The organism is Paraburkholderia sp. HC6.4b (assembly GCF_014200875.1).
In the GTDB taxonomy this organism is placed as follows: Bacteria; Pseudomonadota; Gammaproteobacteria; order Burkholderiales; family Burkholderiaceae; genus Paraburkholderia; species Paraburkholderia tuberum.
The window spans coordinates 156,971-171,604 of the sequence record NZ_JACHDC010000011.1 but is presented as its reverse complement, the minus strand read 5'-3'; the positions used below and the strand labels follow the sequence as shown (position 1 = coordinate 171,604).

At 62.2% G+C, this 14,634-nt stretch carries 11 protein-coding genes; 3 read left to right on the top strand and 8 right to left on the bottom strand.

Going from position 1 to position 14,634, the window contains the following annotated elements; translation table 11 throughout:
* The first annotated feature begins 254 nt into the window (after nucleotides 1–254).
* Nucleotides 255–1,133 carry a LysR family transcriptional regulator gene (locus HDG34_RS18495; RefSeq protein WP_184061611.1) on the top strand — a complete coding sequence of 293 codons (879 nt, stop codon included), beginning with the start codon at nucleotides 255–257 and terminating at the stop codon, nucleotides 1,131–1,133.
* Nucleotides 1,134–1,137: 4 nt separating this feature from the next.
* Here HDG34_RS18495 and HDG34_RS18490 read toward each other — a convergent pair whose 3' ends face one another.
* Both HDG34_RS18490 and HDG34_RS18485 read right to left on the bottom strand, forming a co-directional pair.
* On the bottom strand, nucleotides 1,138–1,389 hold the full coding sequence (locus HDG34_RS18490) for a hypothetical protein (protein WP_184061610.1): 252 nt from the start codon (nucleotides 1,387–1,389) through the stop codon (nucleotides 1,138–1,140).
* Between the two features lie 40 nt (nucleotides 1,390–1,429).
* Nucleotides 1,430–1,951 carry a lecithin retinol acyltransferase family protein gene (locus HDG34_RS18485; RefSeq protein WP_184061609.1) on the bottom strand — a complete coding sequence of 174 codons (522 nt, stop codon included), beginning with the start codon at nucleotides 1,949–1,951 and terminating at the stop codon, nucleotides 1,430–1,432.
* A 449-nt stretch (nucleotides 1,952–2,400) separates the two neighbouring features.
* Between HDG34_RS18485 and HDG34_RS18480 the strand changes: the two genes are divergently transcribed.
* Both HDG34_RS18480 and HDG34_RS18475 read left to right on the top strand, forming a co-directional pair.
* Nucleotides 2,401–2,688, top strand: a complete 288-nt coding sequence (locus tag HDG34_RS18480; protein ID WP_090807566.1) for a hypothetical protein — start codon at nucleotides 2,401–2,403, stop codon at nucleotides 2,686–2,688.
* 5 nt (nucleotides 2,689–2,693) lie between these two features.
* Complete coding sequence (locus HDG34_RS18475; protein ID WP_184061608.1) at nucleotides 2,694–3,464, top strand: protein phosphatase 2C domain-containing protein; 771 nt, start codon at nucleotides 2,694–2,696, stop codon at nucleotides 3,462–3,464.
* A 45-nt stretch (nucleotides 3,465–3,509) separates the two neighbouring features.
* Here the strand turns inward: HDG34_RS18475 and HDG34_RS18470 are convergent, their stop codons facing one another.
* The 6 genes from HDG34_RS18470 to HDG34_RS18445 form a co-directional block, all read right to left on the bottom strand.
* On the bottom strand, nucleotides 3,510–4,865 hold the full coding sequence (locus HDG34_RS18470) for a sigma-54-dependent Fis family transcriptional regulator (protein WP_184061607.1): 1,356 nt from the start codon (nucleotides 4,863–4,865) through the stop codon (nucleotides 3,510–3,512).
* A complete protein-coding gene (locus HDG34_RS18465; protein WP_184061606.1) occupies nucleotides 4,862–7,930 on the bottom strand; it encodes a peptidase domain-containing ABC transporter in 3,069 nt (1,022 codons plus the stop codon). Before HDG34_RS18465 ends, HDG34_RS18470 begins: the two co-directional genes overlap by 4 nt.
* A gap of 39 nt (nucleotides 7,931–7,969) precedes the next feature.
* Nucleotides 7,970–8,722 (bottom strand): peptidylprolyl isomerase, encoded by a 753-nt coding sequence (locus tag HDG34_RS18460; protein WP_184024541.1) that lies wholly within the window; start codon nucleotides 8,720–8,722, stop codon nucleotides 7,970–7,972.
* 38 nt (nucleotides 8,723–8,760) lie between these two features.
* Nucleotides 8,761–10,134, bottom strand: coding sequence for an HlyD family efflux transporter periplasmic adaptor subunit (locus HDG34_RS18455; protein WP_184061605.1), 1,374 nt, complete (start codon nucleotides 10,132–10,134; stop codon nucleotides 8,761–8,763).
* Nucleotides 10,112–12,724, bottom strand: a complete 2,613-nt coding sequence (locus tag HDG34_RS18450) for an FHA domain-containing protein (protein ID WP_184061604.1) — start codon at nucleotides 12,722–12,724, stop codon at nucleotides 10,112–10,114. The genes HDG34_RS18455 and HDG34_RS18450 overlap by 23 nt, the downstream gene beginning before the upstream one ends.
* A gap of 239 nt (nucleotides 12,725–12,963) precedes the next feature.
* Nucleotides 12,964–14,340 carry an efflux transporter outer membrane subunit gene (locus HDG34_RS18445; protein ID WP_221309169.1) on the bottom strand — a complete coding sequence of 459 codons (1,377 nt, stop codon included), beginning with the start codon at nucleotides 14,338–14,340 and terminating at the stop codon, nucleotides 12,964–12,966.
* Nucleotides 14,341–14,634: the final 294 nt, after the last annotated feature.

The following is a 14,634-nucleotide window of genomic DNA, read 5'->3' as shown; positions in this document are numbered from 1 at the left end:
TCCATCTGGACAGTCAACTTCTCACCACCTACATCGAGGCAATCCGTGGCGGCCGTTCACCGTTGCTCACAATTGCCGGCTCTTCATTGCCGACTCGCCACCGCGCGTCTGGCGCGGCGCCGGGCATGCGATTGCCCCCGTCGATGTGGCCCTAGTGTCGCACAATTCGACTGGCGAATAAGAGACAGGGAGTCGGCGAAGTGGGCCGATGGTGATAAGTTAGCCCACTCACAAGAAAATCTTGTATCTGCACCATGAGACCGTATCTTCCGCTCAACGCGCTGCGCGCGTTCGAATCGTCCGCGCGGCATCTGAGCTTCACGCGCGCGGCGCAAGAGCTGAACGTGACCCAAGCCGCGGTCAGCCAGCAGGTGCGCTCGCTGGAGGAGCGGCTCGGCACCGCGCTATTCAAGCGTTTGCCGCGCGGCCTCGCGATGACCGACGAAGGGCTCGCGCTGCGCCCCGTGCTGTCCGACGCGTTCGATCGTATCGAGGCGGTGCTCAAGCAGTTCGACGGCGGGCATTTTCACGAGGTGCTGACGGTCGGTGTGGTCGGCACGTTCGCGGTCGGCTGGCTGATGCCGCGCCTGAAGTCGTTTCGCGACGCGCATCCGTTCGTCGAGCTGCGGCTGCTGACCAATAACAACCTCGTCGACCTCGCGACCGAGGGCCTCGATTTCGCGATCCGTTTCGGCGACGGCACGTGGCCCGGCTCGCTCGCCACCAAACTGCTCGACGCGCCGCTCGCGCTGCTCTGCACGCCCGAGATCGCCGCGCGCCTCGCACGGCCCGACGATCTCGCCAACGAAACGCTGCTGCGCTCTTACCGCATGGACGACTGGATGAACTGGTTCGCGGCCGCGGGCATCGCGCCGCGGCCGGTGCGCGGACCGGTGTTCGATTCGTCGCGGTTGATGGTGGAAGCGGCGATACAGGGTGCGGGCATCGCGCTCGTGCCTGCGTTGATGTTCGAAAGGGAGATCAATACCGGGCGTCTGGTGCGCCCGTTCGACGTCGAGGTCAAGGCGGGCAGTTACTGGCTGACCTGCCTGAAGGGCAAGCCGATGACGCCGGCGATGTTGCTGTTCAGTCAGTGGCTCGCCACGGAAGCGGCCACGGCGGGTCACGCATGAGTTTCTACGCGGCCGTGCGGCAATACCCGTTCATCGCGGGCCGCTCGGCTTGCGGCGGGAACACGTTCCACGAACCGTCGCCGTGGCGGAAGAAGAAAATCGACAGCAATCCTTCCGGCTTCAACGCCTGCACACATACATAGCGTTGCTGTTGCGACGCGTGATGGCAGAACCGCACCACGCGCGCGGGCATCGACGGCGTGGGTGCGAGCCATTTGTCGACGGCCCAGTGCAAGCTTTTTTCTGCGGCTACCATGATGTTCTCCTCGAATCGTCCCATTCCTGACGCGCTGCGTTCACGCGACTTGCGCGAGTTGCGCCATGCGGTGTTCGTTCCTCGCCCCGCTCTCGACAAACGCCTTCACGAGGCACAGCAGTGCGCGCATGCCCGTGCTCGGATGGCGCAAGCAGCAATGCACCTGTTCGCTGCGGCTTTCGCCGAGCAGACACCACGCGCAGAAGTGTTCGCAGTTGTTGGTCAGCAGGCGATAGCGGTTCTCGCCGAGGCGGGAGCGCGCGCGGCGCACCGCATCGGCGCCGACGTAGATCGCGCTCGGCGTCGCGCGAACCGACAGCGAATGGCCGGCGGCGAAGCGCGCGAGTTCGACTTCCTCCACCGGTCCGGGATGCGCGGAGGCCGCAAAGCCCGAGTAGTGCACGACGCGGCCATTGCCGACATAGATGCCGTGATGCTCGTAGCCGTTGCGTTGCGTGACCAGATGTGCGCCGATCGGCAGATCGATCGTCGATGATGCGGTGTCGCAAGCGGCTGCGGATTGCGGGTCGTCGTCGCGTGTATCGAGCGTTTGGGTGTTCATGGCTGGCCTCGTTCGCATTTCCAACACTGTTGCGACAGCTTTTGCATCATCCGGGCCAGGCGCCGGAAAACCCCTGTTTACAGGGTTGACGGCCGATCGAACGGTTTTCTGAAGAGGTAGATGTCAGAACGGGACCAACAGAAATCGCGCTGATCTGTCGGTGTGCGACGCTCATTTGCGAGCGTGTCGCGGGTTGATTTCAACTGAATGGAGAACTAGTGGGACCCCGCCGAATGTGTTGGGTCTCACACCTGTTCGAATGGGGGCTTGTTGGCCGCGAGCCGACCGATCGCGTCGACCGCGTTCGTGGTAAAGCCGCGCAAGCCGCGCCAGTCAATGCGCCGCGGGCTTCGCGTCGAATCCGCCCCCGATTGGCATGGCCTTTGCACCGTGTGGTGCAGAGTCCATTCAGCCGCGCGCATTGCGCTCGCGGCCAACCGGAGAACGACATGTCCTGCATCAAATTGAACGACCTCTCGCTGAACCTCGCGCTCGATCGCAAAGCGATGGCGGCGATTCGCGGTGGCGGCGGCGCGCCATGGATCTATGGCTGGATTCAGCCGTACGTGCCGCAAACGCCGAGCATTGGGCCGGTGGTCAATCTGTACGAGGTCTCCAACAACTTCTATGCTAACCAGATGATCAACCAGTTCCAGTCGGTCGACGTACGCAACACCGGCGCGAACGCGAACCTCACCGTGTCTCCGGACGCACGCAACCGAAACGATATGGTGTAGCCGTTGTGACATGCGAGAGCCAATTTCGCTGGACGTCGTCCGCGCGTTCCGACACGGGACGGGTCCGCGAAATCAACGAAGATGCCTGCCTCGACGAGCCCGAAGCGGGACGCTGGGCTGTCGCCGATGGGATGGGCGGTCACGCGGTCGGCGACGTTGCCAGCCGCACCGTGATTGACGCGTTGACTCAACTGGCGGCGCCGCACGGCCTCAGAATGCTGATCGCCGATGTACGCACGCGTCTGCAAACCGCGAACCGTCAATTGCGCGACGAAGCCGCGCGCCGCCAGGTGCAGCGCATCGGCAGCACCGTGGTCGTGCTGCTTGCATGCGATCGCTTCTGCGGCTACGTGTGGGCCGGCGACAGCCGCATCTACCTGTACCGCGCGGGGCAATTGCGGCAACTGACGCGCGATCACAGCCAGGTCGAGGAGCTGCGCTCGCTCGGCGTCATCACCGACGAAGAGGCGCGCCATCATCCCGCGCAGCACATGATCACGCGCGCGGTCGGGGCAACGGATTCGCTCGAACTCGACGAAGACGCGATCGAAGTCACCGACGGCGACGTGTTCCTGTTGTGCAGCGACGGTCTCAGCAACGAACTGAGCGACGACGAGATCGCCGCCGTGCTGACCACGGCGGAGCGCGAAAACGCATGTTGCGAACTCGTCGACCTCGCGCTCGCGCGCGGCGGGCGCGACAACATCACCGCAGTGGTCGTCGAAGCGCAGGACCCGAATGCGGCGGACAAGACCTTGCTGAACCCGGCGCCTTGATGATCTTCAGGCGCGCGTTTCACCGAGCGATCAGTGGTCGTTCACTCAGCCTTCGTCGTCTTCCTCGTCGCGCTCGTTCGCGCCGTTCTTCGTGGGCGGCGCATTGCGATTGCGGAAATCCTTCGAGTGCAGGCCGTGTTTTTTCAGCAGCATCTGCAAGTGCGAGCGATTCATATCGATGCGCCGCGCCAGTTCGGCGACGGTCCCGCTGACTTCACGCAGTCCGCGTTCGAGGAACGCTTTTTCGGCGTCGTCGCTGGCCGCCCGCTTCGCGTCGCTCAACGACATCAGATTCGCGACGCTGATCGGCTGCTCGCCGCTCGCCTGTCCGCCCTCCGCCTGCGCCGCCGCCGAACCGGGTGCGGCGGGTCGCATATCGAGCGGCAAATGCTCGATGTCGGCCATGTCGGCAGCCAGACATGAGATGCGGTACATCACGTTGCGCAATTCGCGAATGTTGCCCGGATACGCGTAGCTCAATAGAAAGTCCCGCAAACGCGGCGTCAACCTGACTGGCCGGCGTTTCAGGGTACCCGCCGCTTCGTCGCCGAACCACGCAATCAGCAACGGAATTTCGTCGCGCCGTTCGCGCAGCGGCGGCAACGTCACGTGAATCACGCTGAGCCGGTAGAACAGATCCTCGCGAAACCGGCCTTCCTCGCTGAGCTTGCGCAGATTGCGATTGGTCGCCGCGACGATGCGCGTATCGACCGCGATCGTTTCGTCGGAGCCGACGCGTTGAATCTCGTGCGCCTCGAGCACACGCAGCAGCTTGACCTGGCCCGCGAGCGGCAACTCGCCGATTTCGTCGAGAAAGATCGTGCCCGTATGCGCGCTTTCGAATTTTCCCTTGCGGTCGCTCGACGCGCCCGTGAATGCGCCCTTGCGATGCCCGAAAAGTTCGGATTCGAGCAGATTTTCCGGAATCGCGCCGCAGTTCACCGAAACGAACGGCTTGTCCGCACGCGAGCCATTCGCGTGAATCACTTTCGCCATCAGCTCCTTGCCGGTGCCGCTTTCTCCATCGATCAACACCGGCAAATCGGTTGGCGCCGCTTTTTCCGCGATTTCGAGCGATTCGAGCAAACGCGGGTTGTCGCCGAACGTGCCCTCGAAAATGAAGCTGCGTTCGAGTAGTGCCTTGCGGCGCGCACCGCGCGATTGCTCCGCGCTCGTCTGCGGCTCGCCCGCGGTGGCCGCCTGCACGAAGCGCTCCTTGTGCGAAAGCTGCATCACTTCGTCGCGCAACGACGTGGCCTGCCTCAGCAGCTTGTCGATATCGGCGCGTTCGAGCCGCGACGACCAGCGCAACGTGGAGCGCAGGATCTCGATCCGCTCGATCAGTCCCGCGTACGATATCGCGGGACTCGCCTCTTCAATCTGGTCGAGTATCTTCATCATGATGCACTCAACTGTTTCTGCACGAGCTGATAGTACATGCCGCCGCGCTGGATCAGCTCCTCGTGACGGCCCTGTTCGACGATCGCGCCTTCATACAGCACGAGAATCTTGTCCGCGCGCATGATCGTGCTGAGCCGATGCGCGATGATCACCGCCGTGCGGCCCTTCAGGATGTCGTGCATATTGCCGAGAATATTGCTTTCCGATTGCGAGTCGAGCGCCGACGTCGCCTCGTCGAACACGAGCAGACGCGGATCGTGATACAGCGCACGCGCAATGCAAAGCCGCTGGATTTGACCGCCCGACAAACCGATGCCGCGCTCGCCGACGATCTGCTCATATCCGAGCGGCATCTTGCTGATGAAGCCATGCGCGTCGGCCATTTTCGCGACTTCCTCGATGCGGCGGCGCTCCGGCGCGTCGTCCCCGCTTGCGATGTTCTCGGCGATCGTGCCCGAGAACAGCAGATTGCTTTGCATCACGTAGCCGATTTGCGCGCGGAAATAAGTCTTGTCGATCACGCCGGAGTCATAGCCGTCGATCGTTATTTTCCCTTCGCTCGGCCGATAGAAGCCAACCAGCAGCTTCGCGAGCGTGGTTTTTCCCGACCCGCTGCGCCCGACGATCGCGACCAGTTCACCCGGCTTGATATCGAAGCTGATGTTCTCCAGCACATAAGCGGAATCCTCTTCGCCATAGCGGAAGTACACGCCTTGCAGGCTGATCTCGCCTTGCAGCTCCGGCAGCATCACGCGCGAGGGCAAATCCTGCGGCTTCTGTTCGGGCTCGATATCGAGCACATCGCCGAGCCGTTCCATCGCGACACCCGCATCGTTGAGCATGCTCCACAAGCCGACGAGACCCATCAGCGGACTCAATACGCTGCCCATGAATGCATTGAACGCGATCAGCTGACCGATCGTCAACTCACGCGCGAGTACCAGATTCGCGCCGACCCAAAGAATCGCAATCGTCGTTGCCGCATTCAGCAATTGACTGCCAAAGCCGACCAGAATATTGAATGCGTGCGCGCGATATTGCAATTCGAGCGCCTTTGCGTATTTCTTCTCCCAGCGCAACCGTACCGGCCGCTCGATGCCCATGCCCTTGACGGTCTCGACGCCGGACAGAGCTTCCATCAGGAACGACTTCGCCTCGGTCGACGCCGTGAACACCTCGCGGGCGTAGCCCTTGATCTTCGGCGTCGCGATCACCGTGAGTCCCATGATCGGAATCACGAACGCGATCAACACCAGCGTCATCTTCACGTTGTACACGAACATGATCGTGAAGTAGATGAAGATCATCAGCAGATTCAGCGCGGTCGTCACGGTGGATTCGGTCAGGAACGCGCGGATCGTCTGGTTTTCCTGAAAGCGCGCGAAGATATCGCCGGTCTTGCGCTTCGCGAAGAACGAGAACGGCAGCGACAACGTATGCTTGAAGAACTGCGACATCATCGCGAAGTCCATGTTGCGAACCATGAAGTTCGCCAGATACGCGCGAATCGTCGACATCAGCTGCGTGAAGACATTGGAGATGATGAGCCCGCCGATCAGCATATGCAGCAGACTGACGTTCTGATGCACGATCACGCCGTCCAGAATATTCTGAATGATTAGCGGTGGAATCACGCCGAGAACCTGAATCACGAAGGTCGCCAGAAACAGATAGCCGAGTATCTTGCGGTACGGCTTCAGGTAGCCGACAAAGCGAATCCACGGCGAGCGCTCGGCCGACATCTGCAGCAACTGCGATCCGCCGGTAAACAATAGGCAGGTGCCGCTCCACCCGCGTTCGAAATCTTCGACGCTCAGCTTTCTGAAACCGAGTGCCGGGTCCGCCACCCAGACATAGTCTTTCGACAGCCCGTACACGACCACATAGTGATAGCCCTCCCAATGCACGATGAACGGCAGATCGAAGCCGCGCAGCGAATCGAACGTGCATTGCACGCCGCGCGTCGTGAAGCCGAGCGACTCGCCCGCGCGCGCGAGGCTGTCGAGCGTCGCACCCTGCGTCGTCACGTTCGCGAGTTCGCGCAATTTGCCGAGCGTCATCGGAATGCCGTAATGGCGGCAGATCATCGCGAGACACGCGGCGCCGCAATCCATCTCCTCGGCCTGCTCGACGAGCGCGAAACGCCGGATGATCTTCTCGCCGAGTTCCGGTTTGCTCTGCAGGTCGAGCATCAACGGCAGCTTGCGCCGCTGTTCGAGCCGCTTTTGCCGCTGTAATTCGCGGTCGCCATAGCGGATGCGCTCGTCGAGCACTTCTCGCAGTTTCGGATTGCGCTCGAGAATGAAATGAACGGTGCGCTCGGGGATGACCAGCAGCCGCGTGTCGGTGGTTGCAACGACCGATGCCATCTGTTCCTGGCGCATCAGGCACGCCTTCTCGCCGAATATCTCGCCTTTGCCGAGCGTCGCGAGCGTATAGTTGTGGCCCTCCTCCTGCCGCACGATGCGCACCTGGCCTTGCCGCACCACATAAAGCCGCCTGTCGTCGCGGCCGTCCTGTTTCAGAATCTCCTTGCCGGCAGCGACCCGTTTTGCGCCGACGCTGCGCACGTACTCTTCGAGTTCCGCCTTGTTCAGCTTGCCGCGCAGATCGAACAATTGCGCGACGAAGCCCCCGGCCGAATTGATCGCCACATAGCTGGCGACGAACGCCAACGCGGCGGCGTTGCCCGCCATCACCGGTTCGATCGCGCTGCGCGGAATGAACAGCACTTCGGTCTTGCCCGACGAACGTACCGACGCTTCGTGAACGTACGAGCGCAACATCGCAATGTCGGCAAAGATCTCGCCCGACTTGCGCACGCCCATGCTGGTTTCCTTGCCGTGCTCCTCGGAGAAGATACGTACCGTGCCCGAGCGGATCACATAGAGACCTTCGGCCACGTCACCGGCCGAGCACACCGTTTCGCCAAACGGATAGAACTTTGCCTGCGCGTACTCGGCAAGCCGCTCGATTTCGTCGCGCGAGAACGGCGACAGGATCTCCACCGAAGCGAGAAATTCGGCGGTGGAAGGCGCGGATGGCGCGGTCTGGAGGGCGTCCATGTATCGGTGAGCCTCGCTTTATCGGGCGCTAGTCGGGCGCTAGCGCGCTTCGATCACGTGTTCCTGGGCGCGGGCAATGAGCCAGCTCTCGCGCAGCAAACGGCGGATTTCGGTGGCCACGTCGGCATCGAGCGTGGCCGGATATTTGGCCGTGACCGCGAAGATCTCGAAACACGAACGGTCGGCCGACGGAAACGGCCCAAGCAGATCGCCGACCGCCGCATTGAAGATCTTCGCCTCGATATCGGGCTTCAGCGAACCGCGCAGTACCTTGCCGATCACGCCGCCCGACTCGCGCGTATCGGCAATCGAATGCTCGCGCGCCATCTCGCCGAAGGCGTCGGGGTCGTCGTGCAGGTACGAGATCATTTCCTTCGCCTTACCTTCGCTATCGAGCACGATATGGCTGACTTCGATCGCGTCGAACTTCGGTGAATTCAGCGCGAAGTAATCATGGATCGCCGCGTCGTTACCGATGTCGTCGAGCATCTTCTCCTGATAAAGCCCGTCGGTAATGAACGCCTCGAATTCGTCGAGGCTCACGTGCAGCGCGTCGAGATAATGATTCATGTCCGCCGCGCGATGCAGCCCGCGCACGCGGCGAAACTGGTCCGCGCGCTGCTGGATTTCGTCGGCGCTGACGGCGACGCCCTGCTTCTTCGCCGCATGGACGGTAAGCTTGTCGCGCACGATCTGCTCGACCAGGCTCTCGAACTGGCCGGTCAGTTTCAGAAGACGAATGAACTCGTCCACGTCCACGACTTCGTCATCGATACGCACTATCGCGGTCATTTGCTCGGCTCCTTTCGTGGATGTTTTGATTCGCGCGCTCAACCCGCCACCTCTCTGAACGGATCGAGACCGAGGTCGATCAGGCGCCGCTCGCGCACGACGATTTCCGCATTGGCGGTCATGCCGTAACGCAGCGGATAACGCGTGCCGGCCACCTGGTAGTAGTCCTTGTCCAGCGTGACACGGCCTTCGTAGACCGGTTGCTTGTCCTGCGCGGATGGCTTCGTGGCCGGCGAGATATAGGCGAGCGTGCCGCTGATCAACCCGTAGCGCTGGTAAGGAAACGCGTTGAACTTCAATTTGACAGGCAGGCCCACGTGCAGAAAGGCGCGGTCGTGTTCGGAGATTTCGATCTTCAGCACGGGCCGCGCGTCTTTTGGCGCAATGCCGCCGAGCGGTGCGTTCGCCTGAATCTTGTCGCCGCGCTGCGTCGACGTGACGTCGGTGATCACGCCTGAAACCGGCGCGAGAATCAGCAGAAAATTGTCTTTATCGATGTTCTCGAAACGCACCCGCGCGGCGGCATCGGCTTCGAGGCGCGCGCTTTGCAGTTGCACGCGCAGTTTGTCTTCCGCATCGGTGATGTCGCGCACCGCCTGATCGTATTGCAGCTGCAGATCGGTGCTTTGCTGGCCGCTCGTCGCCAGTTGCGCATTGGCCTGCGCGTATTCATGGCTCAGACGAAAGTCGAGCTCGGCCAGCTTCGACTGCGCGACACGGTAAGCGTTATCCGCTTCGAGCGCGGCCGTGCGTTTCTGCTCGACCTGTAATTCGGCAATGCCACCGCCGCCCGGCTGCGCGAACAGCCGCGAATAGCGATCGAGTTCCTGATTCGCCGCTTCGCGCGTGCGGCGCGCGTTGTCGAGCGAGCTGCGCGCTTCGTCGAGTTCGGCCTTCTGCCCTTCGGCAAGCTTCGTCGTGCCTTCTGAAACGCGATTCTCGTGCAAGCGCTCCTCGACTTCGAGTTGCGCCTTCAACGACGCGGCCTTGCGTTCCATCAACGCCTTCTTCTCCGGGAACTGCTTCCATTCGCGTTCGGCGTCTTCGAGCTTCACTTGTGCCTGTAACGCGTTGCTCGCTGCCTCGATCGCGCCGCGCGCATTGAGCCGCGCGAGCACGTCGCCTTTCGACACCGGCTGCCCCTCGGCGATATACAGATCCGCGAGTTCGCCGTCGATCGGCGTATAGATGCGCCGCACCTCCGACTCCGGCGCCAACGTGCCGGGCGCGCTGACGATCACATCCGCGCGGCCGACGAACGACCACAGCAAACCCGACACGACGAGCGCGACCATCGCCCAGATCAGCGCGCGCGCAATCCGCACCGGCTCGGACGTCAGAATCACAATGCCTTCGACGCTATGATCTTCGAGCGCCTCCGACAACGGTCTAGGGTGAGGATCGCGTTTCACTCTGATCGCCTCCAATCAACGCGAGCTTCGCTTTCAGCAACCCAGGGTCCAGCACCATGCGCAACTCGGTCAACGAGCGGCGCTGCAAACTCGCTTCGGCTTCGATATCCGCGAGCAGGCGATCGAAGTCGGTGGGATGATCGGCCTTCAACTGCGTATAGATGCGCATGCCCTGGCGTGCCGCCGTCTGCGCCTCGCTCAGCAGACGCGCCTCGTTGCGAAAGCCCGGCGAGATGCCGGCTTCGAGCCGCTGCGTGCCGCCGATCGGGCCGTTCGCGCGGTACTCTTTCCACAGGCTTTGCGCGCGCACCAGCAGATCTTGCGCATGCGCGAGTGCCTTGTCATGCAATGCGGCCACGTCTTTCTGGATCGCCTGCACGAACCATGCGTCTATCCGCGGATCGAGGCTCGCGTAGAACGACAGCAGACGCTGGTCGTAATCTTTCCCGTCACGCGTTTTCCGCAGATCGTTGTATTGATCGGACAACGCCTGCTTGTGCGTCGCTTCGGCCGCGAGCACATCGGACCACGGGCTCGCCGGCATCGACTGCAAATCGTTCAGCGCCTGCTGCGCGTCGCCGCGCTGCCACGCGGCATCGACCGCGTCCTGCCGTTGAACGATGTCCGCCGACGGCAAGCGCGTCGCCGCAAGCTGCTGGAATTGCGCCTGAAAAGGCGGCGTGCTGAAGCGCACCGTTTTCATCATCGCCAGCAATGACGTCAATTGACGGCTCAACGCGGCATTCAGCAACCCGGTGTATTGGCGCAAATCGTCGCGCACTCTATCGAGCCCCGCGAGCCGCGGATAACGCTGCGCGTAATCGTCGAGTACCGGCGGCAGCGCGTCGGGTTTGTCGCGCGAAAGTTCGGTACGAATTACGCCATTGAGCCGATCGATCGCGGCGACGTACACCGAATCGTCGCTTTCGAGCTTGCGCAGATGGCTGAGCGTGTGGGCGTAGGGCTCCGCGAAGACCGGCACGTAACTCGCAATCCGATCGAGCGCGCGCTGGTGACTCGCCGCGTCGTCGTCCCAGCGGTGCAGCAGACCGTTGATCGTCGCTTCGTCCGTATACATGCGGATCGGCGCGTCGACGCCGCCACGCGCCGCGACGAAGCGTTCGAGATCGCCGACCCATTGCAATTCGCCGACCAGCGACGCGGCATCGGCGTCATTTCCGCTCAACGCCCTCATGTTCTTCAGCAGCGTGTCGGCCTGGTCGAACTGCGCTTTTTGCACGGCTTCGATCCAGCCCGGCAAGTTCGCTTTCAACAACGCCTCGCTCGCGAGCGCGCTGATTTTCGTGTCCGCCGGATGCGTGGCCAGATAGCCGCGCGCCATCGTGAGGGCGCTCGAGTAATCACCGCTCGCGAGCAGGCTCTTCAACTCCCGTTCCGATGAACCGTGCAGATAAAGGCCCACGCCAAGCGCAACCACGATCGCGATAGCCGCTCCGCCCCATGCCGCCGCGCGCCGCACATTGGTGCGCTCGCCGTCCACTAACGCCTTGTGGAGTTCGCCGGCGACCATCTTCCAGCGACGCGGCTTACCTCTTGCCGCGCTTTTAGCTTTGCCGCTTCTTTCGTTCGCGCCGTCTCTCGTATCGGCGGGATGCCCCGCCTGCGCACCTTTGGCGCCCTGCGCGCCATTTGCCGTCCCTATTCCGTCACGCTTCGCGCGCGCGGAGCCCGGCTGCGCCGCTTCATTCACTTCGTCTTCGCGTTGCAGCGCCGGATCGACGCAAAAGATGTCGAGAAACGAATGCGCAGCGCCGACGAAGGTCGTCTTGTCGGCATCGGCGGCACTGTCGACAGCGGGCTGAAGAGAGAGCTGGGTCACGGTGGGTTCGACGTCGGCGGAGTTCTGTAGCGACACCCTGTAGACGAAGTGGTCGCCGCCAAATGCAACGACGTCGCCGTCCGCCAGTGCAAGCGCCGATTCGCCGATCCGCTGTCCATTCACGAACGTGCCGTTGGTGCTGCCGAGATCCTCGACATAGAGCTCGCCGCCCTTCAGAAACAGGTGCGCATGGCGCCGGGAAATGTAATTGACCTGATGCGGATAACGGTCTTTGTAGCGCGAGAAAACCTCGTCCGTTTTACTGACCAGAAATGGAAAAGCCAGCACGTCGACCGGTTGCAGACCCAGGTCATCGCGCTGCGGCACCAGCAATAGATGAATGAGGGGAGAAGCGCTTCCACCCGTGACGACGCGCGCGCGCGGCTCGATGCCGACGCGATAGCGCAGTTCACCGCCAAAGCAGAGTTCATCGCCGGCGCGTACACGCGCGGGGGTTTGTCGCACCGCGATGCCGTTGACCGTCGTGCCGTTCTTGCTGCCGAGATCGGCAACATAAATCGCGCCATGCTCGATGAAAACGCGCGCATGTCGGCGCGAGAGAGCGGCGGTCCATGGTGCGGGATAGTCGCTGAACGGCGCTTCGCTGCGGCCGATGGCGAACAGGTTGTCGACGATGCGAATGGCGTCGAGCGCGGGGCGCTGCGCGCAGGCAACCGGTGACAACACCACGTCGAAGGCAGCGTCCACTGTCACGCGCATTTCAGCAATCGGAGCTTCGCCGGTGGCCATTTTATCTGGATCGCTAAGCGTTTACCCGCCGCGGCGGGAACGCGGGGCGAACTGGACGAAGAACAACGGCGCAACGATATTGTCGTGAAGAGCCACGCAAACGCTGACCCCTAAAGGATTGTAAGTCACGCATCGAGAGTGTCAATTTGGATATCGCCGGATGAGAAGACCGCGGATAAGCCGTCAGCCGACGAAATACCCGCGCGGTACGCCAACTCGTGGATTAGCTCAATGTTTCGTTACTTCTCTTTGACCTGCGCTTGCACGTCGACACCGGGCCATCCGCCGCCGAGCGCCTTATAAAGCGTTACCGTGTCGGACAGAATCAATTGGTGGTTTTCCAGCAACGCCTGTTGCGCCTCCAGCAAGGTCCGCTCGTCTTCGAATACTTCGAGCTGCGACACGACGCCAAGGCGCAGTTGCGACTGGATCTGATCAGCGACGATCTGCAGGCGCGACACCTGCTGCAGCAATTCCGCGTGCTGCGCCTTATGCGCACTCAGATTGACGAGCGCGTTCTCCACTTCCTCGAATGCGCCCATCACGGCCACGCGATATTGCTGCTCGGCGACTTTCGATTGCGCCTCGGTCACCTTCACATGTGCGCGCACGCCCGGATCGAACAGCGGAAAATTGATGCTCGGCATCAGGCCGAACGTGAACGACTTCAGCAACTGGTTAAGCGCGTAACTTGCCGTGCCGCCTTGCGCGGTGAGGCCGATGCTCGGCAATTGCGCGAGCTTCGACTGACCGACGAGGTCATAGGCCTCGAGCACCCTGAATTCGGCCGCCACCACGTCGGGGCGGCGCGACAGCAATTGCGCGGGCAAACCATCGGGCACGCCCGGCAATTTCACGCGCTCCTGTAAATGGCCCTGCGGCACATGGAATTCGCCGGCCGGCACGCCGAGCAACGTGCATAGCGCGTTGTCGGAGACCGCCCGCGATCGGCGCAGATCATAGAGATCGTTGGTGAGCCGGTTGATCTCCGCCTGCTGGCGCAATACCTGCGTTTGCGGCACGAGCCCATTGCGCGCCTGGCCTTCGTAGATCGCCAGGATTTGCTTGTTCGTGGCGATGGTCTTTTGCTGCTGTGCGATCTGGTCGTCGAATTGCAGGATCTGGAAATAGGTACTGGCCACATTCGCGACGAGTTCGAGATACCCCGCGCGCCAATCCGCCTCGCTCGCGTGGAATTCGGCCTTTTGCGCCTGCACGCCTTTTTCGACCTTGCCCCAGATGTCGATGTCCCAGTTCACCTGCAGCGCGAGGTTGTACGTCTTCGTCAAAGGCTGGCCAGTCGTCTTCGTGTAGTCGGCGCCGGCACCGAGGTCCGCCGTCGGCAATGCGGCCGCGCCTGTCTCGCTGATCTGCGTGTGCGCGACTTCGATACGCGCGGCCAGCACCCGGATATCGAAGTTGCCGTCGATCGCCTTGTCGATCAGCGTATCGAGGTACGGGTCCTGGAAGCCCTTCCACCAGTCGCGCTCGATCGTCTCCGCGGCCGATACCGGCGCGCCATTGCGATCCGACCACGATGTCTTGGCCGGCGTGTCCGGGCGTTGATAAGCCGGCATGCTGACGTCGACGCACGCGCTCACTGCCAAAGCGCACATCGTTGCCGCGCAGATCCCGCGCAGTACACGGGCTATGCGGCGAGGCGTCCTGGCTTCAGCAGGAACCCGCTGAAGGTCCAGCGAATCACACGACGAATCGAACGATGATTCCGGCAGTGCTGACACGGTGGTCTCCAGTTGCACCCGCCTGTTTCGCGCGAGATGCCCGGTTTTTCAGCCCGAGCCGCTTCCGCGCGGCTTCGGCAATGAAGCGGCGGAAAAGTCGATGCGGGGAGCGGCGGATACGCGAAGGATGCGTGGAAAGGACGATTGGATTAGCGGTCTTTTTGAGCG